Source organism: Roseibium sp. ROS1 (assembly GCF_054658215.1).
In genome coordinates this window covers 384,862-404,846 of the sequence record NZ_BAAGIG010000004.1, presented here as the reverse complement: position 1 = coordinate 404,846, position 19,985 = coordinate 384,862, and the positions used below count along the sequence as shown (strand labels likewise).

Here is a 19,985-nt window from a genome sequence, read left to right as displayed (position 1 = left end):
CCTTCCTCCCACCGGACGGTAGACGGCACCTCCCTGCCGTCTGCCGTCCGGTCGTCCTTTCGATCGGCAAATGCTCAGCTTCATGAAATCCGTCAGTTCCATCGTCACCGGCGTCAACCGGTTGTTCTTCCTCCTTGCGGCGGCGCTCATCTTCGCGGTGGTGCCGATCCTGCTTTTCGAAGTGGTCGCAAGATACCTGTTCGATGCGCCGACGGTGTGGGCCATGGAAGCCAGCACGCTGATCTTCGGCCCGCATTTCATGCTGGCCGGACCTTACCTTCTGCACCTGAAGGGCCACGTCGCCGTCGACATCTTCAGCGAAAAACTGACGGGATTGCCAAAAGTGGTTCTCGACGTGTTCTCCTATGCCGTCATTGCTGTGTTTGCAGGCGTTTTTGCCTGGGTCAGCTGGCCGCTTGCAATCAACGCCTACTCCCTCGGCGAAACCAGCTTTTCCGCCTGGAACCCACCCGTCTGGTGGCTGAAATTCGTCGTGCCGCTGTCCTTTGCGCTCCTGTTTTTGCAGGCCCTTGTTGAAGCCTACAACGCAACGCGCCCGGCGCGGGACCAGACGGGAGCAAGCGCATGAGCTCCGAATTCGTTCTTGCCATCATGTTCGCCAGCCTGGTGGGCCTGCTGCTCACCGGCCTGCCGCTTGCCTTCACGCTTGGCGCACTTGCGCTCGTTTTCACGCTAACGCTGTGGGGCCCCGCCGCCCTCTCCGTTACCGTCCTCAACCTCTATTCCACCATGACGTCGGAATCGCTCCTCGCGATCCCGCTCTATGTGATGATGGCCAGTATCCTTCAGCGTTCCGGCGTCATCGAAAGCCTTTACCGGGCCATGGAGCTCTGGTCGCGGCGGTTGCCGGGTGGCCTGGCGGTAGGCACCATCGCCATCTGCACGATCATCGCCGCCATGACGGGCATCGTCGGTGCCGCGGTTGCCGCCATGGGCATGCTGGCCCTGCCCTCCATGCTGAAGCGCAAGTATAGTCCGGAGCTCGCGATCGGCACGATCTGTGCCGGCGGAACGCTCGGCATCCTGATCCCGCCCTCGGTGATCACCATCGTCTATGCCGTGACCGCACAGGCCTCTATCGGCCAGATGTTCATCGCCGGCGTGGTGCCGGGCCTGCTGCTCGCCTCGCTCTATATCGGCTATATCGTTCTGCGGTCCGCGCTCAACCCATCCATCGCCCCGCGTCCGGACAGTGACGCCCCGGCCACCTGGGAAGAGCGCATTGCCTCGCTGAAATCCCTCATCCTGCCGCTGCTGATCATCGTCGGCGTCCTGGGCACGATCTACATGGGTATCGCAACACCCACGGAAGCAGCCGCCGTCGGCGTCTTCCTGGCGTTCCTGTCGTCGCTCATCGAGCGCCGGTTCGGCTGGGAGCTCATATCCGGCGTTGCCCTCGACGTGGTCAAGGTGACCGCCATGATCCTCTGGATCACCATCGGTGCGCGGGCCTTCGTGGCAATCTTCACCGGCACCGGCGGCGCGGACTTCCTCCTCTCCTTCATTCAGGATCTCGATGCCAACCGCTGGATCGTTCTCGCCATCATGCTGGGCATTCTGTTCTTCCTCGGCATGTTCCTGGACGAAATGGGCATCATCCTCTTGTGCGTGCCCGTCTTCCTGCCGGTGATCGACTTCCTGGAGTTCGACCGGCTCTGGTTCGGCATCCTGTTCCTCGTTTCGGCGCAGATGGCCTACATCTCCCCGCCCTTCGGCTACACGCTCTTCTACATGAAGGGCGTCCTGCCCGCCGGCATCGGCATGGGCACGGTCTACCGTGCCATCGTTCCCTTCATCCTGCTGCAAGCCATCGGTATCTTCATCTGCGCCCTGTTTCCGGAGCTGGTGTTGTGGCTGCCGCAATCCATGATCAATTGACAGACAGGTTTCCCCCGATGAGTGACGTCACTTCGTCCCGTATAGAAGGTTTTCACAAGCTGGACCCGGCCGGCCGACTCCAGGCGGTCCAGCGCCAGGCGAATCTCGACAACAAGTCCGTTTCCGACCTTGTGGAAGCGGCATCCGGAAACATCGAACTGGCCGACCGCCTTGTCGAAAACGCCATTTCTTCCATGTCCATTCCTGTCGGTATCGCGACCAACATGACCGTGGACGGACGGGACGTTCTGGTGCCGATGGCCAGCGAGGAATCCTCCGTCATCGCCGCCGTATGCAACTCGGCCAAGCGCTGCCGGCCGACCGGTGGCTTCAAGACCTCCACAAGCGGCCCGCTGATGGCAGCCCAGATCCAGCTTCTGGGCGCCAGCGACCCTGAAAACGTCCGCCTGCAGGTTTTTGAACGCATCGACGACATCCGAACCATCTGCGAAGAGATCGATCCGCTTCTGGTGAAGCTTGGCGGCGGCTTCCGTGACCTCGACATAAGGGTCATCGACACTGCCGAAGGACCGATGACCATCGTTCACATCATCGTCGACACGCGCGACGCGATGGGCGCCAACGCCGTCAACAGCATGGCCGAGGCCCTTGCACCCAAGCTGGAGGAATGGACCGGTGCCCGCAGTCTCCTGCGGATCCTGACCAACCTCGCCGACCGCCGCGTCGCACGCGTGCGGGCTGTCTGGCCGCTGGAGGAAATCGGAGGCGAAAAGGTTCGGGACGACATGTTGTCGGCCTATCACTTTGCCGATGCCGACCCCTATCGGGCAGCCACCCATAACAAGGGCATCATGAACGGCATCAGCGCGGTGGTTCTGGCAACCGGCAACGATACCAGAGCCGTGGAGGCAGGTGCCCATGCCTTCGCGTCGAAAGACGGCCGCTACCGCTCGATGTCCCGCTGGGAAAAGGACGGCGACGGCAATCTTGTCGGCATCCTGGAACTGCCGATGGCTGTCGGACTGGTCGGTGGCGCAACCAAGATTCACCCCACAGCGCAGGCCAACTTGAAAATTCTCGGCGTGACCACGGCAGACGAACTGGCCCGGATCATCGTTGCCGTCGGCCTGGCGCAGAATTTCGGTGCATTGCGCGCGCTTGCCACCACCGGCATCCAGAAAGGCCACATGGCCCTGCACGCCCAGAACGTTGCCCTGATGGTGGGCGCGACCGGCGAGGAAATCGACCTGGTGGCCAACGAGCTGAAATCGCTTGGCAAGGTTCGGCAGGATCTGGCCGAGGAGATTCTCGCCCGGCTGCGGCAGGGCGCCAACGCCTGAGGCCTTTTGACAAGGTTCGACCGGAGGGGGCTCAGCACTATTACCGTGTTGCCCCTCCGGCCGATCAACTCCCGGATGCCGAACGCAATGAAATCGGCATAATTGGCGTTTCTACGACGCGATTGCCTCTTTTCCGTCGGATTGCTTGTTGTATCTTTCTAAAAGCATGACAACCGACCTGATAGATCTGCGCGCGGCCCGGACCGCCGATTGTGAGGCACTCGCCGGCATCCATAGCGAAGCCTGGCTGGGCGCCTATCGCGGAGTCTTGCACGGTGTCGATCTTCAGAAGATGATTTCGCGCCGAGGCAGCAGCTGGTGGCGTGGTGCCCTTGCCAGGGGTGTCGACATCAAGATCCTCAGCATTGCCGAAATTCCCGCCGGTTACGCGACCTATGGGCCGTGCCGACTGCGGGACACCGGCATGGATGGCGAAATCTACGAGCTTTACCTGAAGCCGGAATATCAGGGCCTCGGTTTCGGCCGGGCCCTTTTCCAGAATGTGCGGGAAACGCTGTCGGCGAAGAGCATGCCCGGTGTCGCCGTGCAGGTATTGAGCGCCAACGAGCCCGCGCGCTCATTCTACAAGGCCGTCGGTGGCAAACTTGCGGCAAAGTCCTGGTACAGGATCGGCGGCCGCAGGCTGGAGCTCAGCATCTACGCCTGGCCGCAAATCAGCACCTGAGCCACAGGGCACTTGCCTAATAGAGAATTCCGGGATTGCCGATGATCTGCGGGGGCTGCGTGCAGTCGAAAGAACCGGCCATGGTATCAGCGGCCTGGCGCGCCAAATCGTTGGCGTTCTTGTTGGCCTGGGCATCGATCCGGGCAATCTGGCAGGTACCGCCACCGGGCTGCAATTGGGTCACGATCAGCACGCTGCCGGTCTTGGACCCCTCATCGAGGCTCGGAAACCAGCGCAGGATGGTCGCAAACGGAACACCACCCCTGAGGCGCCATTCCAGTGTTTCGTTGACCGTGTTGAAATTGGGCAGGGTCTGGCCTGCCGCGGGCTCGTTGGCGGCGTCGGGACCGAAGGAGACGAACATGCGCAGGTCGCCCTCGGCAACATAGACACCCTCTCCCTTGTAGCCGGGGCACTGCCAGGCACCGCCGAAGGTGCCTTCTTCCTCGTCCCCGGCCTCGATCAGCCGGCAGCTGTCCAGCAGGATCTTGGTATAGGCACTGTCGACCGACGCCGCCCCTGCAGCCTGCAGAGACACAAGCAATCCGCCGAGCATCAAAAGGGAAACAGTAAGCCGTTTCATAAATCTATCTCCTCCAGAGCCTGCCGCGCGAATAGACGCATGTTAATCAATTAGGTGCAATGCAAAAATAAAGGACTTGAACTTCTTCGGCGGGATTGCGATAGACGCAGCAACGAATAACAGGAGTTTCCTAAATGCGTATCGACGCTGTGCCGATTGGCAAGAATCCGCCGGAAGACATCAACGTCATTATCGAGGTCTCCGTTGGCGGCGAGCCGATCAAATACGAGATGGATAAAGAAGCCGGTGCGATGTACGTCGACCGCTTCCTGTACACTCCGATGCGGTACCCGGGCAACTACGGCTTCGTTCCCCACACCCTGTGTGGCGATGGCGACCCGATCGACGTGATCGTGGTCAACCAGCGCCCGATCGTTCCGGGCGCCATCATGAGCTGCCGTCCGATCGGTGTTCTGCTGATGGAAGACGAATCAGGCCAGGACGAAAAGATCCTCGCGGTTCCGTCCCACAAGCTCAGCAAGCGCTACGACAACATCAACGACGTGACCGACCTTCCGGAGATCACCGTTGCCCAGGTGAAGCATTTCTTTGAACACTACAAGGATCTGGAGCCGGGCAAGTGGGTGAAGATCACCGGTGTTGAAGGTGTCGAATCCGCAAAGCGGCTGATCGTTGAATCGATCGCACGCGCCCAGAAGGAAGCCGCTGAATAAGCGCTTCCAAACGGACGAAATCAAAAAGGCCTCCCGAGTGTCGCAAGACGCGGGAGGCCTTTTTCATTGCAAGGGTCAGAATTAGCGTTCCGCTGCCGCCTCAATGCGCTCCATATCCTGGTCGGAAAGGCCGAAATGATGCCCGATCTCGTGGATCAGCACATGCGCAACCACATCGCCCAGAGTCTCGTCCATCGCGGCCCAGTAGTCGAGGATCGGCCGGCGGAAGAGCCAGATGCGGTTGGGCATCTGCCCGGTCATCACGGTCTCTTCGCCTTCGCTCAGCCCCTGGCCTTCGAACAGGCCCAGAAGGTCGTGCGGATCCTCGATGCGAAGTTCATCCAGAACGTCGTCGGGCGCATAGTCCGCAAGGCTGATCTGCAGATGACCACAGCGCAGCAGAAGATCATCCGGAAGCCCGGAGAGGATCTCGCTCGCCATCGCCTCGAAGTCTTCCAGGTCAGGTGCTTTGCGTTCGGTCCAGCTGCTGTGGCTGACCGGCCGGACGGATGCCATATCGGTTCCTTTGACGGATCGGTTCATTCAGGTTTTGGGCAGTACGTAGGTGACCAGTAGATAAATCGCCAGTCCGATTGCGAACACAAGCCCGAGACCTCGGCCGATCCGGCTGCCCCAAACCTCGATCCGGTCGTCCTCGTCCTTGTCGGCGGCGCTCAGGTGATCCTTTGCCCGGTCGGCCATGCGGACGAAGGTTGACCCGGCAACGGTCTCGCTCTCCGCATTCACCCGGTCGAGTGTGCGGAGCGCTTCATCGCGCAGTTTTTCCTTCGGGTGCTTGTTCTCGCTCATGCACCTACACTGGCCGTGTTGCCACGGCGTTTCAACCCGAAAGCGGCCAAAAGCGCCAGAAGGGCAAGCCCGCCGGACGCAACCGCGTTCCAGCCGGCAAAGGACAGGCCGAACATGCGCCAGCTGGCCTCGGTGCAGCTGACGACGCGCGTCGATTTCAACGCTTGCAGCATGTTGGCTGCAGACGTTGGTGTCGAGGTACCGCCACCGCAATCGCTCGGGCCGTCCCAGAACTGCCACTCGGCGCCGGACTGATAGATACCGAGGCCAGAACCATAGGCAAACACGACCGCAACGACCAGAAGCAGAGCCAACGCCAACCCGGTCCGCCTGGCCTGCATCAGGAAAAGCGCTAGCAACGCCAAGGGAAGGCCGACGTAATAGGGAATGCGTTGCTCGAGGCACAGCTTGCAGGGCACATAGCCGCCTATCAGCTGAAAGCCCCAGGCGGTCGCAATTGCCGCCAGACCGCTCACCAACAAGAGCCCCGTCAGATTGCGCGAAATCCGGTCGGCTGTCATCTCACCCTCTTATTGTCAGATATACCTAAGCACAACAAATCCGCCGACCAGCAGCACCACAAATATGGTGAACATGAGACCAAGCCGCTTTTCGATGAAATCGCGGATCGGCGGGCCGAACAGATAGAGCAATCCGGCGACGACAAAGAACCGGATCCCCCGAGAAACGATGCTCGCGGCAATGAACACCGGCAGGCTGAGCCCCAGCGCACCGGAGGCAATGGTGATCACCTTGTAGGGAAACGGCGTCAGCCCGGCGATAAAGACGAACCACCAGCCGTACTGATGATAGATGTCTTTGAACTCGTCGACGAACCCCATCTTGCCGTAGAAAGTCAGGATCGGCACCGCCACCTGTTCGAACAGGAAGAGGCCGATCAGATATCCCAGGATACCACCGGCGACCGACGTCAGCGTGCACAGCAGCGCGTACCACCAGGCTTTCTCGCGCCGGGCAATCACCATCGGGATCAGCAGGATGTCCGGCGGGATCGGAAACACCGAGCTTTCGACAAAGGATACGGTGCCGAGTGCGGCAGGCGCACGCGGTCCGGCGGCAAGGGACAAGGTCCAGTCGTAGAGGCGTCTGATCATGGCGCTTCCCTTAGCCGCTGCGCTGCAAAAAGTCACCTGGGGAAATGCGCACCGCCAGCAGCACGTTGTCGCGTAGCCACCGGCACATACGATCCCAGCCTGATGTGAAACCACTTCAAAAACGCGTATCAAGACACTAGGCAGACTTTTCGCCCGTATCTGGTAGCATTGAAACCTCGCCAGGTTTCGCACGACGTTGGGAGGGGGACATGAACGGAACGGCCTCAAGCATCGCCAGACTGGCACTGGTTCTCGCGATGAGCACGCCAGCTGCGGCAGTTGCCCAGCAGGTCGAACTGGAAGGATCGGTCAAGCTGACGCCTTTTGAAGCCCAGGGCGTAACCCTGTCGACGATCTACACGGTGGATGCGGCGTTCGGCGCAAAACACGATGTCGAGGTCCCCGTCCCGTTCAGCCTTGCCGCACCCCGGCGCGAGGCACAGCAAATTCTGGCCCAGGCGAAACCGGCCGGCGGCGGTCCGATCAAGATCTACTTCACCACAGACGACGAAACCAAGCGCATCTATTCGTCCCTTCAGATCGTCACCTACACCATGAAGACCGATGATCCTCAAAAGCGCCTCGAGGTGGGCGACTATATTGCCATCGAGCTCTTGAAACAGCTCGGCACCACAGACGATACACGCCTGAATATCCGCCGCCAGATCACGCTGGGTGATCTGCCTGCATCCGAAATCGTCGGCAACTTCATCAACAAGGAAGGCGACCAGCTCCTCGTGCGGCTGGTCGCGCTGGCAAAGCCCGACAGCCAGAGAGGCATCGTCGGCATTGCAATCGGCCACCCGCGTCAGGGCCGCATCAAGAAAGTGGAAGACATCTACCAGACCAGCGCTTCCCTGGCCTTCGACACGGTGACGCTGAAGTAGCTGGTTACCTGTGCGGGTGGGAGGCAAGCCTCGAACCACTCCGGCGCATTCCTGCAGCAATTCAAACCGCTGGAGATGGTGCCCCCCGCCGGAATCGAACCGGCACTCCCGAAGGAACCGGATTTTGAATCCGGCGCGTCTACCAGTTCCGCCAGGGGGGCAATCCGGTATCGGATTGGGTGCCTATCATGGGGCCTTGTCCGATGCAAGCGGTTCCAGCGCGCCGCAGCTTTCCGCCAGCAAGTGCGGCGGGCGCCGAATTTGATCGAATTTGAGCTTCTCCCTTTACGCTCCCTTAACCCTGGGCTGCGAATTCGCCTGCCACACAGCCTCAGAGGGTGAAATCCGGCGCATATTTAAGCTGTTTGCAACTGCTGCTCGCGCAAGTGGACAGTCAGACAAGTTTGGGAGAAACGGATGACACTGGCTGGCGGCCTTCAAGAGGCGAAACGCACGAAAACTTCTGCTGTGAACGAAGCCGCTCGGCACGGGCAGGCTTTCACACAGTCCTTCGTTGACAAATCACAGTTGATGCCAGCGCCGATCCGACCCGAATGGGTGCTTGAAGGCGACCCGAAAGCCATGTGCGCCGTGCTGGCCAGGCACAAGTTCGGCTGGGGCGATGCCTGCCACTGGTCCTGCACTGCCGGCAAGTTCCGCTGGCACTACGGCTGGGATGAGTCGGTCATGTTTCTGGAAGGCGGAGTCCGGATCACCGACGATGCCGGCCATGTCTATGAAGGCAAGCCCGGCGTGACCCTGTTCTTTCCGGCAGGCACCTCCGCCGTTTGGGAAGTGCCGACCTACATCCGCAAGCTTGCGTTCAATCAGAAGCCGGTTCCCTGGTATCTGCATTATCAGTCCCGCATCCTCGAGAGATTGAAAGGCGTCGGGAAGAAACTTTTCGGCTAAAATATCGGGCTCGCGTTCCTGTATGAGGTCTTGAAAGAAAGGCGCCCTGCGCCTTTCGGCGGGCGAATTTGTTAGCCTGCAAACAAAGGCGCAAATTGTGCGCTTTTTCTGGACAAGCAGAAATGGCTTGGCTAGAAATTCAGCATGAGCAAATCAGGACGTGAAATCGAGCTTAAGCTCGAGCTGGAAACGACGGCACAGGACGCTTTGAAACGCGCCGGTTCCATAGACGGATTCACTGCCAGCCGCGCCGTGAACAAGACGTTGCAGTCGATCTATTTCGACACGCCGGACCAGGCGCTTCGCAAGGCCAGGATTTCCCTTCGCGTGCGCAAGTCCGGCAACAGCTGGGTTCAGACCGTCAAGCTCGGCACGGGCGTCATGGGCGGCCTGTCCTCCCCGGTGGAAGCCGAACATCCGGTCAAGGGCCGTGCGCTCGACTTTTCCGTCATCGAAGACCCCGCCGTCCACGACCGTCTTCTGGAAATCATCGGCGATGCCCCCCTGTCGGAGTGCTTTGAAACGGTGATGAAGCGCACCGTGCGCAATCTGACCCGGGACAGTGACGGCACCTTCATCGAACTCGCCTTCGACAACGGCAATATTCTGGCCGGCAGCGGCAGCCAGCCGCTGACCGAACTCGAAATGGAACTGAAGTCCGGCCCGAGCCTTGCCCTTTTCGAGGCGGCCAAGGCTCTTCTGAAGGACATCCCCTTCCGCTTTTCGCCCTATAGCAAGGCCGAGCGCGGGTACCGTTTTGCCGAGGGTACCGCGCCTGCGGAACGGACACCGTATTTTGCCGAGAATGTTTCCTTCGACAGCGGCATCACCACTGAGCACGCATTTCGCGACGTGCTGCGTTCTTGCCTGACCCAGATTTCCGAAAACCGGCTTGCAGTCCTGTCGTCGGACGATCCGGAAGGCCCGCATCAGCTACGGGTAGGCCTGCGCCGCCTGCGCAGTGCTTTTCGCCTGTTCCGGCCAATCCTGAACCCGGCGACCATGGCACCGCTCGACAGGACCGCGAAGGTCATTGCCACCGAAGCCGGTTCCCTGCGGGATCTCGACGTCCTGGTCGATGAGATCGTTATGCCCCTGGTCGACAGGGCGCCCGGAACCCTGTCCTTTGACGCTCTTCTGGAAAGTCTCAACAGCCTCCGGGACGAAAGCACCCGCACCACGCTGACGGATCACCTGAAATCGGAAGAGGTCAACGGTTTCCTGCTCGACCTTGCAGCCTACACCGAGGGGCGCGGCTGGCTGGACCCGGAAAACTTCGGCCAGACGCAGCTTCTGGCCCAACCTGTGGAGACTCACGCCGGCGAAGCTCTTGCCAAGCAGTGGAAAAAGGTTCTGAAATACGGCAAGCGACTGGAAGAACTTACCGTTCCCGAACGCCACGAAATGCGCAAGGCGATGAAGAAGATGCGCTACGGCATCGAATTTTTCGGCTGCCTCTATCTGAAAGACACCGTGAAGCCCTTCCTGAAGCGGATGAAGAAGCTGCAGGATATCTTCGGCTATCTCAACGATGTCGCCATGGCCGAACAACTGCCGGTGAAATGCAAGGTCAGCGGGGCAAATGCCCTGGCAACCAACCAGGCCATCGGTTTTGTCATCGGCTGGCACGAGGCCCAATGCCAGGCCATGTGGCAGCACGCCAAGGGGTATTGGGAAGCAACCCGGGAAACACCGAAATTCTGGACCTGACGCTTATCACCGGCCCGGTTCGATCGTCAGAATGTCCGGAAAGGAAACGGGGGCGAAGGCTCCGGTCAGCTTGAAGGTGGTCAGGTCTTCCTCGCGCGAGACCAGCTGGTCCTGACGGGCCAGCTCGGCGATGGTCTCCTTCAGAGTTTCGATCTCGCGCAGGATGAACGCCCCCGTGTCCGGCAGCATGCGGCGGGAGAGCGTGAAGAACAGGGACTGGTTGCCACCCGGATTGGCAATCACCTGCCCCAGAAAGCGCATGTTGATTTCCTTCAGCAGCGGGATCAACGGCCCGTCCGGACGGAACCTGAAGGGCTCCTTGCGCGTGATCTTGATGCGGTTGCCTGGATGCACTTCTGCCAGCCCCAGCGCCTCCAGCACCCGGCCCAGTCGGAACATGTCCTCTCCCGAGAGATCAAAACGGCGCTCGATTTCCTGTTGCGGGATCGGCTCACGCAGCAGGATGAAGAGGTAGAACAGCGACGGATCCGCAGCGAGCCGCGCTTCCGTTGCCACCGGCAGGACGCTTGCCTCTTCCGAATTCCGCTCTGCCCGATGCAATACGTCCGCCAGCGGCACCTCCAGAATTTCGCAGATCTCCAGCAACCGGCTTAGCTTGCAATCGTGCCCGGCGAAGATCCGCTTGACCGTCGGCTCCGATATTTCCATCCGGCTTGCGAGATCCGCATAGGTCATGCCACGTGCCTTCAGCACGCCCTGCAAGATCTTGAAGGTATCACCGCGCATATTCCTGATCCCGAATTCGACAGTTTGAGTATCGTTTTTTGATACCAAATCATCATCAATTGCAAGAAAAGTTCGCCTTCTGCAGGAGAGGTCCAGTTCAACTTTGCGAAAGGACTTCCCATGCAGACCTTCAAACCTCTGGCCGCAGCACTGCTGCTCGGCCTTTCAACGCTCCCCTCATCAGCCGGTTCACTCTGGTCAACGGACGGCTTCGACATGCCTGAATCCGTAGCCTTTGACGCTGCGGGCAACCGGCTCATCGTCAGTGTCATGGAAGGCGCGCCGAATGCGGCCGACGGCAACGGCCATCTGGCGCTTCTGTCCACGGACGGGAAAATCATCGACGCCAAATGGGCGACCGGAATGGACGCTCCCAAGGGACTGGCGCTGATGAACGGCAAGGTCTTCGCGGCCGATCTCACCAGTTTGCGGGTTGTCGACGCCCAGACCGGCAAATTGCTGCAGACATTGCCTGCAGAAGGCTCGGTTTTCCTGAACGATGTGACCACCAGCGGCGACGAAATCTTCGTTTCCGACATGATGACGAACACCATCTGGCGCTACGCAGATGGCACTTTTGAAAAATGGCTGGAAAGCCCCGAGCTCAATCACCCCAATGGCCTTTACTGGGACAACGGCCGCCTGCTTGTCGGCGCCTGGGGCAAGGGCCTCAAGAACGATTTCACCACTGAAGCACCCGGCAGCCTGCTTGCCATTGATCCTGCCTCCAAAGCTATCAGCGTCGTGGCGCGGGATATCGGCAACATCGACGGCATCGCACGGCTGAACGGCAAGCTCGTCCTCAACGACTGGATTAACGGCAAGGTCTTCGAGATTGGTTCTGACGGTACACCGAACGAGATCATGAGCGAACCCGCCGGCCTTGCCGATATTTCCACCCACGATGACGTCCTATACCTGCCGCATATGCTGGAAGGCAGGATCGAGGCGGTCAGGCTGGACTAGCACCAGACCCTGCAAACGCTTCATCGCACGGGTCATACGGCAAAAACGGGTTGGGCATCACATGCCCAACCCGCCCCTTACCACCTGACGACGAGCGGACAATCAATTCCTGATGTACGCACCTCAGTTTATGCTACCTTCCACGCAGATTGACCCAGTGTTCGGCAAGTCGAACGCTTGATCAGCCGCCGGGCGAAGACCGGCAGAGCTGGGTCACACAGGGATCAAGGTCGAGGGATAGCGTGATGGAAGCCTACAAGATCAATCCGGAGTTCGTCATTTCGGATGAGGAAACGCTCCGGAGCCACTATTCCGAGCTATCTCCGCTGGCAGCAAAAAAGTGCCTGAGCGCGCTGGACAAGCATGCTCGGGACTTCATTGCCCGCTCGCCGTTTCTGTGCCTCGGTACGCAGAACAAGGACGGCAAGGCGGATGTCAGCCCGCGTGGCGATCCGGTCGGCTTCGTCAAGGTTCTCGACCCGCAAACGCTTGCCATTCCGGACCGTCCGGGAAACAACCGCCTCGACAGTCTGGCCAATATTGTCGCCAACCCGAATGTCGGGCTTCTGTTCCTTGTTCCCGGATTTGACGAGACCTTGCGCGTCAACGGCAGGGCAACGCTTGTAACCGATCCGGATCTTCTTCAAACCATGAGCGTGAAGGACCGTGCGCCCAGGCTCGCCATTGTCGTGAAAGTGAGCGAGGTCTTCCTGCACTGCGCCAAGGCGTTCCGGCGCTCACACCTCTGGGACCCCGAACACCAGCAGGACCGCAGCGAAATGCCGTCGCTTTCCAAGATCATTCTGGACCAGACGACCGGCGCGCCGGATGAAAAGGAAATGCAGAAGCTGGATGCTGCGCTGGAGGAGACCTACCGGAAAACGCTTTATTGAGCGGATCCCGCGCAGTGATTTCACCGGCAGAAGACAGACCGCGGAGGAGCGCTGACGCTCCCCTGCATCGCCTCATACCCTAAGGGGCCATCTCAGGCCCGAGCCGCTTCAATCGCCGACGCCATGATGTCCAGCCCCTGATCGATCTCGTTATCCGAGATCGTCAATGGCGGGGCGATGCGGAAGACCGCGCCCATGGCCGGCAGTTTGACGATGTTCATGCTGAGCCCGCGTGCCATAGCCTCGGCGCCGATCCGGTCTGCCATCGCGAGATCCGGCTGGCGGCTGGCCCTGTCGGTCACGATCTCCAGCCCGAGCAGCAGCCCACGGCCGCGCACATCGCCAACACTCTCAAAACGCTGCTTCAAGCCTTCCAGTCCGGCTTGCAGGCGCTGGCCTGCCGACACCGCACGGCCGATCAGTCCATCCCGTTCCACCACATCCATCACCGCCAGTCCGACAGCAGCGGGCAGAGGATCGGACACATGGGTGGTCAGGAACACGAACCCTTTCCGGTGCGCTTCTTCCTCGATGGCACGGCTCGTCAGCACGGCGGAAAGCGGCAATCCGGCACCCAGGGTCTTGGACAAGGTCAGGATGTCCGGTGTCACCCCATCGCGCTGGAAGGCAAACATATGCCCCGTCCGGCCGATACCGGTCTGGGCCTCGTCCAGGATCAGCAGCATCCCGCGCTCGTCGCACTTCTGGCGCAGTGCCGCGAGATAGCCCACCGGCAATTCGATGATGCCGCCTGACGACAGGATCGGCTCGGCAATGAAGGCAGCAAGATTGCCGGTGGACTGGCTGTCGACCAGCGCAAAGGCATCGTCCAGCTCGGTCTTCCAGTCCAGATTGCCGTTCGCATCAGTAAACCGCGGCCGGTAGGCATTGGGGGCGGGAATTGCAAACGACCCCGGATTGACCGGCCCGTAGCCCCGCCGGTTGTGACTGTAGGTGGCGGAAGCGGCTGCCCCGGTCATGCCGTGCCAGCTCTTGGTAAAGGCCACGATCTCGTGCTTGCCGGTAACCAGCTTTGCCAGACGGATGGCGGCCTCGTTGGATTCCGCCCCGGTGGACAGGAGCAGCACCTTTTCCAGTCCGGGCACGAGAGACCCGAGGCGCTTCGACAGGTCGACGACCGGGCGGGACAGCATGCCGCTGAACAGGTGGTCGAGCTGGCCGATCTGCTCGCGCACGGTGCGCACGATATCCGGATGGGAATGCCCCAGGATGGAACTCATCTGACCGGACGTGAAATCGAGGATTGGTGCGCCTGAGCTGTCATAGACATAACTGCCTTCGGCACGTTCGATGACACGTTGTTCGAACACAGGACCATACCGCAGGACGTGATCCGATACGTCGGACCAGAACCCGGTATCCGTGCTGTTGCTGGCGCTTTCCAATGCCATGATGCGTCTCCTGATCCGGCCGGCTGAACTGACTGCGGCAAGTTTAGGAGAAGCCTTGCATTCAATAAAATTCATAATTTAGATTATGATATTCAATTGGATTGATATCTCATGCCTGTTCTGGAAATCGCCTTGCTACGCAGTTTCATGGAAGTCGCCCGCAGCGGCTCGATCAGCACCGCAGCGCGGCAAGTGGGGCGGACACAATCCGCCGTCAGCATGCAGATGAACCGGCTGGAGGCGATTGTCGACCAGCAGATCCTGCGCCGCACACGCGGGGGTGTGGAACTGACGGCAGCAGGTGACAGGTTTCTGGTCCAGGCGGAACGCATTCTTGCCGTCCACGACGAAGCACTTGCCACCCTGCCGGGGGCAGGCCTGCATGGTCTGATCAGTTTCGGCTGCCCGGAAGACTATCTGACCGCCTTCTTTCCCGATCTTCTGAAAGGGTTTGGCGCGCGGCATGGCGATGTCGAGATCGAGGTAGTCTGTGCCCCGACAACGGAATTGCACCTTCAGCTGCAGCGCAGGCGGATCGATCTTGCCCTGATTTCCGTTCCCGGCGAAGACGCGTCCGCCCGCATCCTGAGGCCGGAAAGCTTTGTCTGGGTGGCCAATCGTCCCGATCCGGAGATCCTGCAAAAGGATGTTGTGCCGCTTGCACTTTCGGCGCCGGACACATTGGACCATCGCGCCGCCCGCACCGCCATGGACCAGGCGGGCAAGCCCTATCGCATCGCCTTTGCCAGCAATGGCCTCGCGGGCCTGCTGGCGATTGCCCGGTCCGGCCAGGCCATCAGTGTGGTGACCCGCTCCGCGGTGCCGCATGATCTCCACATCGTGGAGGCCGGCCTGCCGCCACTTCCCGGCATCGGCGTCACCCTGGCCTACGCGTCGCCAAATCCCTCGGCTGCAACGCAGGCATTCGGAGAATTCGTGGCGGAGAAGCTGCGCAGCCCGGCAACGAGCTGACATCACAACACCGGACCGGGCAATATCCGATCCAGTCGGCCGGATTCCAGGCCGGCAGGCTTCAAGCGCCGGGCGTCCAGATGTAGATAGTGTCCAGTGCGTCCTGCGAGACGGATCGGAACCCGCAGGCGAGGTAAAAATCATTGGCGGGACTGCCGTTGAGGGCCATCAGCCGGATCGGCACTACAGCCGCTTCTGCCTCAGCCTTCAGGCCCTCGACGATATCTCGGCCAAGCCCAAGGCCCTGAAAGGCCGGGCTGACATAGAGATGATCGAGATAGAAATGGTCGGCGTGCCTGCGCACGACAAAAAAGCCGGCTATGCCTTCTTCCACCAGGATGATCCTTGTGTCTGTGGCAACAAAGCTGCCCAGGAAACGGTCCCTGGCCCGGAGAGGGTCAAACCGCCCGACGGCTTCGAGGCTTGGCCGCATTGCCTCGACGCGAATGTCGGCAAGCCTTTCCGCATCGGCCTCGGCTGCCGCTTCAATCCGGTAGATTTTTCGAGACATTCGTTTCCTCGCCAGCGGGAGACAGACGACGCCTGCCGTGTCTGATCACCTTCACGGCGCGGGCAGTCTTGCAGTCAGGCGCTCGACCAGTGCCTCTCCGGCAGCCTCGATGTGACGCCTCAGGATGTCGCAGGCTTCCGCGCCGTCCCGGCGGCGGCAGGCTTCAAGCAGGTCCCGGTGTTCCTGATGAGAGCGCCGGGTGTAGTCGAGCTGCGCCGCCGCTAGCCGCAAGTACCGGTCGCCGGCCTCATTGAGCGCCGCAATCTGTGCCAGCAGCCGCGGCCTTGCGCAGGGTTCATACAGCGCGAAATGAAACGCCTTGTTCAAGGCTCCGAAGTTTTCCAGGTCCGACGCCTCGGCCTTGTCCTGAATGGCTGCGGCCCGGTCGATCTGGCTGTTGGTCAGCTCCGGAATGGCAAGGCGCAAGGCCAGTGTCTCCAGCGCCGCCCGCATTTCATAAACTTCCCTGAATTCTTCCGGATCAAGCGGGGCAACGATGGCGCCCTTGTTCGGCGGCATCTGCACCAGTCCTTCGGCCTCCAACAGGCGCAGCGCATCTCGAACAGGCATCCGGCTGGTCTCGAACAACACCGCCAGCCGTTCCTGACGCAGCGCCTCGCCCGGTCTCAGCTCGCCCGAGACGATTTTTTCCCGCAGGGCATCGGCCACCCGAATGGCCTGATCTCCGGTTCTTTTTGCGCTTGTCCGCTCTGTCATCTGTCCGTCCGGCTGGGTCTTTCCGCCTTCGTAGACAATCAGCGACTTGACTGCAATCCGGCAAATATGTATCCAGTTTTTAAATTTGGATACAAAAAGGATATTACAGATGACCGTCTCGCGATTGAAGGACATTCCGGGAATTGGCGTGGACAAGATGGGACAGGCCGCCGATGACGCCGGAAATTCCGACATGCTTCGGCTGGAGAACCTGGATACGGACCTTCGCCCGCCGGAGGAGGCGCTGGAAGCAACGCTGGCTGCCATCGGCCGGGATGACGCCAACAGCTATCTGCCGTTCCTGGGGACGAATGACATCCGCAGGGCCGCAACCAGCCGGATATCGGCCACCACCGGCCAGCCCTACGACTGGAATACCCAATGCGTCATTTCGGCGGGCGGCCTGTCCGGCATCCTCAACGCCCTGCTGGCAATTCTGGAGCCGGGCGACGAGGTCATCATCACCGATCCCGCCTATGCGGGCCTGCTCAACCGCATCCGCCTTGCCGGCGGCGTTCCGAAGCTGGTTCCGCTGAGGGTCGTCGACGGCGGCTGGCGTCTTGATCTGGAAGAACTGCGCCGCACAGCCAGCGCCAGAACCCGGGCCGTTTTGACCATGAGCCCGTCCATGCCGACTGGCATCGTCCACACGGCGGAAGAATGGAACGCCATTGCGGAAGTCGTGATGCGCACCGGCGCCTTCCTGCTGCACGACGCCGCCATGGAGCGGATTCTCTACACCGGCAAGCCGGTGATCCACCCGGCCAGCCTGGATGGCATGGCGGAGCGCACGATAACGGTGGGCTGCGTTTCCAAGGAATACCGGATGATCGGCTGGCGGGTCGGCTGGACGGTCGGTCCCGCCCCGATCATGGCGGACATCGGCCTTGTCAGCCTCACCAACGTCGTCTGCCAGGTCGGCATCGCAATGCCGGGCGCCGCGGCCGCCATCACCGCGAAAGACGACGGCATCGCCGCCGCAACGGCAACCTGGAAAGCCCGCCGGGACATCATCCTGCAGGCACTTTCGGACCTGCCCGTCGTGCGCCCGGATGGCGGCTGGTCTCTGTTGATCGACACCGCCGAGCTTGGTTACTCCCCGGTGGAAGCCTCCCGGTTGCTGTTCGAAAAGGGGCGGATCGCGGCAACACCGATGACCGGCTGGGGCAGCGAGGACATCGCCGGACGCTACCTGCGTTTCGTCTTCGCCAACGAGCCGGCAGAAAGGCTCGGCGATATCCGCGAGCGGTTGCGCCTCGCCTGGCAGGTCTGACGGCACCTCCCCAGCCACGACACCTCAGGAAAGCCCTGCCCGGGCTTTCTTCCTCCCTCACGCTGTACCGCCGGTCCGCACCGGTCTCATCACCCCGCTTGTGCCCAAGGGCACAACTTTCCTTGAAAGGACGAAAGACTTGACCACCCGCATCCCAACCCTGGCCGCCTGGCTGTTCCGGCTTGCCGCTCTCTGGATGCTGATCGGACTGGTGCTCGGCATCGTCATGGCGGCAAGCCATGACCACGCGCTCGCGCCGGTCCATGTGCACACCAACCTTCTCGGCTGGGCAACCCAGGCCCTGACCGGGCTTCTCTACACGGTAATCCCGGCCATGGCGGACAACAGGTTTGCCCGCCTGCACTTCTGGCTTCATGCGCTTGGTCTGCCGGTGATGATGGCGGCGCTGGCCGCCTATGCGCTTGGCCATACGGCGATGGAACCCGTCATCGCGGTTGGTGCGATCGCGGTCACCGCCGGGCTTGCCTTTTTCACGGTCAACCTGTTCCGGACGCTTTGACCGGACGGGTTTCACCCAACTCGCCCAAGTTCCGTGTCCGGGGCCCGCAGTGGCAACACTGCGGGCCATTTCCGTTTGCCGCTCGAACCGGCACACAATCGCCGGCCTGTCTTGACAGCGTCACACCTGGCCGTCCCTATATCACCAGTTGTGCCGGGAGCGACTCGGCACCCCATCGGCAAACCGCAAGGAGACGGCGCATGAAGATCGGCAAGACCACGATAACGGCAGCCTGCGCATTGGCCATCGCCTCGTCTGGCCTGCTGGCGCCACGCCTTGCGGATGCCTGCACCCGGGTGGTCTATCTGGGTGCCAGCGAGCAGGTGATCACCGCCCGCTCGATGGACTGGAAAACCGATGTCGGCACGAACCTCTGGCTGTTCCCGCGCGGCATGAAACGCAACGGCGAGGCCGGTGAAAACTCCCTGGAATGGACCTCGAAATACGGCAGCGTCATTGCCTCCGGCTACGACATTTCAACGACCGACGGCATGAACGAAGCCGGGCTTGTCGCCAATGTGCTGTGGCTGGTGGAATCCGAGTATCCAGAATACGACAGCTCCAAACCCGGCCTGACGATCGCCGCCTGGGCGCAATATGTGCTCGACAATTTCGCGACCGTTGAAGAGGCCGTCCGCGCGCTGGAGGCCGAACCCTTCACCCTCTTCAGCGACAATGTTCCAGGCGAAGAACGCCTCGCCACTCTGCACCTGTCCCTGTCGGATGCAAGCGGCGACAGCGCCATCGTGGAATATATCGACGGCAAGCAGGTGATCCACCACAGCCGCGCCTACCAGGTGATGACCAACTCGCCGACCTTCGAAGAGCAGTTGGCCCTGAACCAGTACTGGAAGGAAATCGGCGGCACCGTCATGCTGCCGGGCACCAACCGTGCGGCGGACCGCTTTGCCCGCGCATCGTTCTATGTCGACGCCATCCCGAGAACCGAAAGCCCGGTCGAGACGATTGCCAGCGTCTTCGGCGTCATCCGCAATGTCTCCGTGCCGCTCGGCATCACCACGCCCGACCAGCCGAACATCTCCTCCACCCGCTGGCGCACCGTCGCCGACCAGAAGCGCAAGCTCTACTTCTTCGAATCCGTGGTGACCCCGAACATCTTCTGGATCGACTTCAGCCAGGCCGACTTTTCACCGGAAACCGGCAAGGTCATCAAACTCGACCTCGGCCCCAACCAGACCAACATCTACTCCGGCATGGCCAACGCGCACTTCCAGGAAGCAGAACCGTTCCGGTTTCTGGGGCGGTAGGACGCGGGAAGGGCGGCTATGCGTCGCCAAGGCGGACTATCACTGGTTTTCGGTCCGATCGCATAGCCGCAGTTCGTTGCGCTACGCATGAAGGCTCATAGAGGGCGGGGAGCGGGCATTCGCTGCAGTG

Annotated in this window: 23 protein-coding genes and 1 tRNA gene; 14 read left to right on the top strand and 10 right to left on the bottom strand. The window is 61.0% G+C overall.

Features of this window, described 5'->3' with window-relative positions:
• The first annotated feature begins 82 nt into the window (after positions 1–82).
• From ACYQ6M_RS24665 to ACYQ6M_RS24650, 4 genes are all read left to right on the top strand, one after another.
• On the top strand, positions 83–589 hold the full coding sequence (locus tag ACYQ6M_RS24665) for a TRAP transporter small permease subunit (RefSeq protein WP_460076164.1): 507 nt from the start codon (positions 83–85) through the stop codon (positions 587–589).
• Positions 586–1,899, top strand: a complete 1,314-nt coding sequence (locus tag ACYQ6M_RS24660) for a TRAP transporter large permease (protein ID WP_075282177.1) — start codon at positions 586–588, stop codon at positions 1,897–1,899. The genes ACYQ6M_RS24665 and ACYQ6M_RS24660 overlap by 4 nt, the downstream gene beginning before the upstream one ends.
• A gap of 17 nt (positions 1,900–1,916) precedes the next feature.
• The gene (locus ACYQ6M_RS24655) at positions 1,917–3,200 is read left to right on the top strand and encodes a hydroxymethylglutaryl-CoA reductase, degradative (RefSeq protein WP_023002690.1); all 1,284 of its coding nucleotides are present in this window, start codon (positions 1,917–1,919) and stop codon (positions 3,198–3,200) included.
• A gap of 148 nt (positions 3,201–3,348) precedes the next feature.
• A complete protein-coding gene (locus tag ACYQ6M_RS24650; RefSeq protein ID WP_208992223.1) occupies positions 3,349–3,885 on the top strand; it encodes a GNAT family N-acetyltransferase in 537 nt (178 codons plus the stop codon).
• 16 nt (positions 3,886–3,901) lie between these two features.
• On the opposite strand, the gene ACYQ6M_RS24645 is transcribed toward ACYQ6M_RS24650, so the two are convergent.
• On the bottom strand, positions 3,902–4,468 hold the full coding sequence (locus tag ACYQ6M_RS24645; RefSeq protein ID WP_023002688.1) for a hypothetical protein: 567 nt from the start codon (positions 4,466–4,468) through the stop codon (positions 3,902–3,904).
• A 134-nt stretch (positions 4,469–4,602) separates the two neighbouring features.
• Between ACYQ6M_RS24645 and ppa the strand changes: the two genes are divergently transcribed.
• Positions 4,603–5,142, top strand: a complete 540-nt coding sequence (gene ppa / locus ACYQ6M_RS24640) for an inorganic diphosphatase (RefSeq protein ID WP_023002687.1) — start codon at positions 4,603–4,605, stop codon at positions 5,140–5,142.
• Positions 5,143–5,223: 81 nt separating this feature from the next.
• Here ppa and ACYQ6M_RS24635 read toward each other — a convergent pair whose 3' ends face one another.
• The 4 genes from ACYQ6M_RS24635 to ACYQ6M_RS24620 are packed head-to-tail and all read right to left on the bottom strand — an operon-like array spanning position 5,224 to position 7,067.
• The gene (locus ACYQ6M_RS24635; protein ID WP_031270101.1) at positions 5,224–5,658 is read right to left on the bottom strand and encodes a metallopeptidase family protein; all 435 of its coding nucleotides are present in this window, start codon (positions 5,656–5,658) and stop codon (positions 5,224–5,226) included.
• A 27-nt stretch (positions 5,659–5,685) separates the two neighbouring features.
• Positions 5,686–5,952: a hypothetical protein gene (locus tag ACYQ6M_RS24630; protein WP_447239200.1), complete on the bottom strand. Its 267-nt coding sequence runs from the start codon at positions 5,950–5,952 to the stop codon at positions 5,686–5,688.
• Positions 5,949–6,473 (bottom strand): disulfide bond formation protein B, encoded by a 525-nt coding sequence (locus ACYQ6M_RS24625; RefSeq protein ID WP_460076160.1) that lies wholly within the window; start codon positions 6,471–6,473, stop codon positions 5,949–5,951. Before ACYQ6M_RS24625 ends, ACYQ6M_RS24630 begins: the two co-directional genes overlap by 4 nt.
• Before the next feature lie 15 nt (positions 6,474–6,488).
• Positions 6,489–7,067 (bottom strand): YqaA family protein, encoded by a 579-nt coding sequence (locus tag ACYQ6M_RS24620; protein ID WP_023002683.1) that lies wholly within the window; start codon positions 7,065–7,067, stop codon positions 6,489–6,491.
• A gap of 209 nt (positions 7,068–7,276) precedes the next feature.
• Here ACYQ6M_RS24620 and ACYQ6M_RS24615 point away from each other — a divergent pair, with 209 nt between their 5' ends.
• A complete protein-coding gene (locus tag ACYQ6M_RS24615) occupies positions 7,277–7,954 on the top strand; it encodes a hypothetical protein (protein ID WP_460076158.1) in 678 nt (225 codons plus the stop codon).
• A 76-nt stretch (positions 7,955–8,030) separates the two neighbouring features.
• Here the strand turns inward: ACYQ6M_RS24615 and ACYQ6M_RS24610 are convergent.
• Positions 8,031–8,115 (bottom strand) — tRNA-Leu (locus tag ACYQ6M_RS24610).
• A gap of 256 nt (positions 8,116–8,371) precedes the next feature.
• Between ACYQ6M_RS24610 and ACYQ6M_RS24605 the strand changes: the two genes are divergently transcribed.
• The gene (locus tag ACYQ6M_RS24605; protein ID WP_055659979.1) at positions 8,372–8,866 is read left to right on the top strand and encodes a cupin domain-containing protein; all 495 of its coding nucleotides are present in this window, start codon (positions 8,372–8,374) and stop codon (positions 8,864–8,866) included.
• A gap of 144 nt (positions 8,867–9,010) precedes the next feature.
• Entirely contained in the window at positions 9,011–10,576 is a 1,566-nt protein-coding gene (locus tag ACYQ6M_RS24600) for a CYTH and CHAD domain-containing protein (protein ID WP_460076155.1), read from the top strand.
• A gap of 6 nt (positions 10,577–10,582) precedes the next feature.
• Here the strand turns inward: ACYQ6M_RS24600 and ACYQ6M_RS24595 are convergent, their stop codons facing one another.
• On the bottom strand, positions 10,583–11,323 hold the full coding sequence (locus tag ACYQ6M_RS24595) for a helix-turn-helix domain-containing protein (protein ID WP_023002679.1): 741 nt from the start codon (positions 11,321–11,323) through the stop codon (positions 10,583–10,585).
• A gap of 120 nt (positions 11,324–11,443) precedes the next feature.
• On the opposite strand from ACYQ6M_RS24595, the gene ACYQ6M_RS24590 reads away from it, so the two are divergent.
• Positions 11,444–12,289, top strand: a complete 846-nt coding sequence (locus ACYQ6M_RS24590; RefSeq protein WP_460076153.1) for a YncE family protein — start codon at positions 11,444–11,446, stop codon at positions 12,287–12,289.
• Positions 12,290–12,534: 245 nt separating this feature from the next.
• A complete protein-coding gene (locus ACYQ6M_RS24585; RefSeq protein WP_460076151.1) occupies positions 12,535–13,182 on the top strand; it encodes a pyridoxamine 5'-phosphate oxidase family protein in 648 nt (215 codons plus the stop codon).
• A 92-nt stretch (positions 13,183–13,274) separates the two neighbouring features.
• On the opposite strand, the gene ACYQ6M_RS24580 is transcribed toward ACYQ6M_RS24585, so the two are convergent.
• The gene (locus ACYQ6M_RS24580; protein ID WP_460076150.1) at positions 13,275–14,594 is read right to left on the bottom strand and encodes an aspartate aminotransferase family protein; all 1,320 of its coding nucleotides are present in this window, start codon (positions 14,592–14,594) and stop codon (positions 13,275–13,277) included.
• A gap of 111 nt (positions 14,595–14,705) precedes the next feature.
• Between ACYQ6M_RS24580 and ACYQ6M_RS24575 the strand changes: the two genes are divergently transcribed.
• Complete coding sequence (locus ACYQ6M_RS24575; RefSeq protein ID WP_460076148.1) at positions 14,706–15,566, top strand: LysR family transcriptional regulator; 861 nt, start codon at positions 14,706–14,708, stop codon at positions 15,564–15,566.
• Positions 15,567–15,627: 61 nt separating this feature from the next.
• Here ACYQ6M_RS24575 and ACYQ6M_RS24570 read toward each other — a convergent pair whose 3' ends face one another.
• The gene (locus tag ACYQ6M_RS24570) at positions 15,628–16,077 is read right to left on the bottom strand and encodes a GNAT family N-acetyltransferase (RefSeq protein WP_460076146.1); all 450 of its coding nucleotides are present in this window, start codon (positions 16,075–16,077) and stop codon (positions 15,628–15,630) included.
• Between the two features lie 51 nt (positions 16,078–16,128).
• Entirely contained in the window at positions 16,129–16,794 is a 666-nt protein-coding gene (locus ACYQ6M_RS24565; RefSeq protein ID WP_460076144.1) for a GntR family transcriptional regulator, read from the bottom strand.
• A 109-nt stretch (positions 16,795–16,903) separates the two neighbouring features.
• On the opposite strand from ACYQ6M_RS24565, the gene ACYQ6M_RS24560 reads away from it, so the two are divergent.
• The 3 genes from ACYQ6M_RS24560 to ACYQ6M_RS24550 all read left to right on the top strand — a co-directional run bounded on the left by ACYQ6M_RS24560 (position 16,904) and on the right by ACYQ6M_RS24550 (position 19,855).
• Entirely contained in the window at positions 16,904–18,067 is a 1,164-nt protein-coding gene (locus ACYQ6M_RS24560) for a pyridoxal phosphate-dependent aminotransferase (RefSeq protein ID WP_460076142.1), read from the top strand.
• Between the two features lie 139 nt (positions 18,068–18,206).
• Entirely contained in the window at positions 18,207–18,587 is a 381-nt protein-coding gene (locus ACYQ6M_RS24555; protein ID WP_460076140.1) for a hypothetical protein, read from the top strand.
• A 200-nt stretch (positions 18,588–18,787) separates the two neighbouring features.
• Entirely contained in the window at positions 18,788–19,855 is a 1,068-nt protein-coding gene (locus ACYQ6M_RS24550) for a linear amide C-N hydrolase (RefSeq protein ID WP_460076138.1), read from the top strand.
• Positions 19,856–19,985 lie beyond the last annotated feature (130 nt).

What these genes read in the sequence shown, in the direction of transcription:
- ACYQ6M_RS24665 (WP_460076164.1), top strand. Translation starts at nt 83, where the DNA reads ATGAAATCCGTCAGTTCCATCGTCACCGGCGTCAACCGGTTGTTCTTC.
- ACYQ6M_RS24660 (WP_075282177.1), top strand. Translation starts at nt 586, where the DNA reads ATGAGCTCCGAATTCGTTCTTGCCATCATGTTCGCCAGCCTGGTGGGC.
- ACYQ6M_RS24655 (WP_023002690.1), top strand. Translation starts at nt 1,917, where the DNA reads ATGAGTGACGTCACTTCGTCCCGTATAGAAGGTTTTCACAAGCTGGAC.
- ACYQ6M_RS24645 (WP_023002688.1), bottom strand. Translation starts at nt 4,468, where the DNA reads ATGAAACGGCTTACTGTTTCCCTTTTGATGCTCGGCGGATTGCTTGTG.
- ppa (WP_023002687.1), top strand. Translation starts at nt 4,603, where the DNA reads ATGCGTATCGACGCTGTGCCGATTGGCAAGAATCCGCCGGAAGACATC.
- ACYQ6M_RS24635 (WP_031270101.1), bottom strand. Translation starts at nt 5,658, where the DNA reads ATGGCATCCGTCCGGCCGGTCAGCCACAGCAGCTGGACCGAACGCAAA.
- ACYQ6M_RS24630 (WP_447239200.1), bottom strand. Translation starts at nt 5,952, where the DNA reads ATGAGCGAGAACAAGCACCCGAAGGAAAAACTGCGCGATGAAGCGCTC.
- ACYQ6M_RS24625 (WP_460076160.1), bottom strand. Translation starts at nt 6,473, where the DNA reads ATGACAGCCGACCGGATTTCGCGCAATCTGACGGGGCTCTTGTTGGTG.
- ACYQ6M_RS24620 (WP_023002683.1), bottom strand. Translation starts at nt 7,067, where the DNA reads ATGATCAGACGCCTCTACGACTGGACCTTGTCCCTTGCCGCCGGACCG.
- ACYQ6M_RS24615 (WP_460076158.1), top strand. Translation starts at nt 7,277, where the DNA reads ATGAACGGAACGGCCTCAAGCATCGCCAGACTGGCACTGGTTCTCGCG.
- ACYQ6M_RS24605 (WP_055659979.1), top strand. Translation starts at nt 8,372, where the DNA reads ATGACACTGGCTGGCGGCCTTCAAGAGGCGAAACGCACGAAAACTTCT.
- ACYQ6M_RS24600 (WP_460076155.1), top strand. Translation starts at nt 9,011, where the DNA reads ATGAGCAAATCAGGACGTGAAATCGAGCTTAAGCTCGAGCTGGAAACG.
- ACYQ6M_RS24595 (WP_023002679.1), bottom strand. Translation starts at nt 11,323, where the DNA reads ATGCGCGGTGATACCTTCAAGATCTTGCAGGGCGTGCTGAAGGCACGT.
- ACYQ6M_RS24590 (WP_460076153.1), top strand. Translation starts at nt 11,444, where the DNA reads ATGCAGACCTTCAAACCTCTGGCCGCAGCACTGCTGCTCGGCCTTTCA.
- ACYQ6M_RS24585 (WP_460076151.1), top strand. Translation starts at nt 12,535, where the DNA reads ATGGAAGCCTACAAGATCAATCCGGAGTTCGTCATTTCGGATGAGGAA.
- ACYQ6M_RS24580 (WP_460076150.1), bottom strand. Translation starts at nt 14,594, where the DNA reads ATGGCATTGGAAAGCGCCAGCAACAGCACGGATACCGGGTTCTGGTCC.
- ACYQ6M_RS24575 (WP_460076148.1), top strand. Translation starts at nt 14,706, where the DNA reads ATGCCTGTTCTGGAAATCGCCTTGCTACGCAGTTTCATGGAAGTCGCC.
- ACYQ6M_RS24570 (WP_460076146.1), bottom strand. Translation starts at nt 16,077, where the DNA reads ATGTCTCGAAAAATCTACCGGATTGAAGCGGCAGCCGAGGCCGATGCG.
- ACYQ6M_RS24565 (WP_460076144.1), bottom strand. Translation starts at nt 16,794, where the DNA reads ATGACAGAGCGGACAAGCGCAAAAAGAACCGGAGATCAGGCCATTCGG.
- ACYQ6M_RS24560 (WP_460076142.1), top strand. Translation starts at nt 16,904, where the DNA reads ATGACCGTCTCGCGATTGAAGGACATTCCGGGAATTGGCGTGGACAAG.
- ACYQ6M_RS24550 (WP_460076138.1), top strand. Translation starts at nt 18,788, where the DNA reads ATGAAGATCGGCAAGACCACGATAACGGCAGCCTGCGCATTGGCCATC.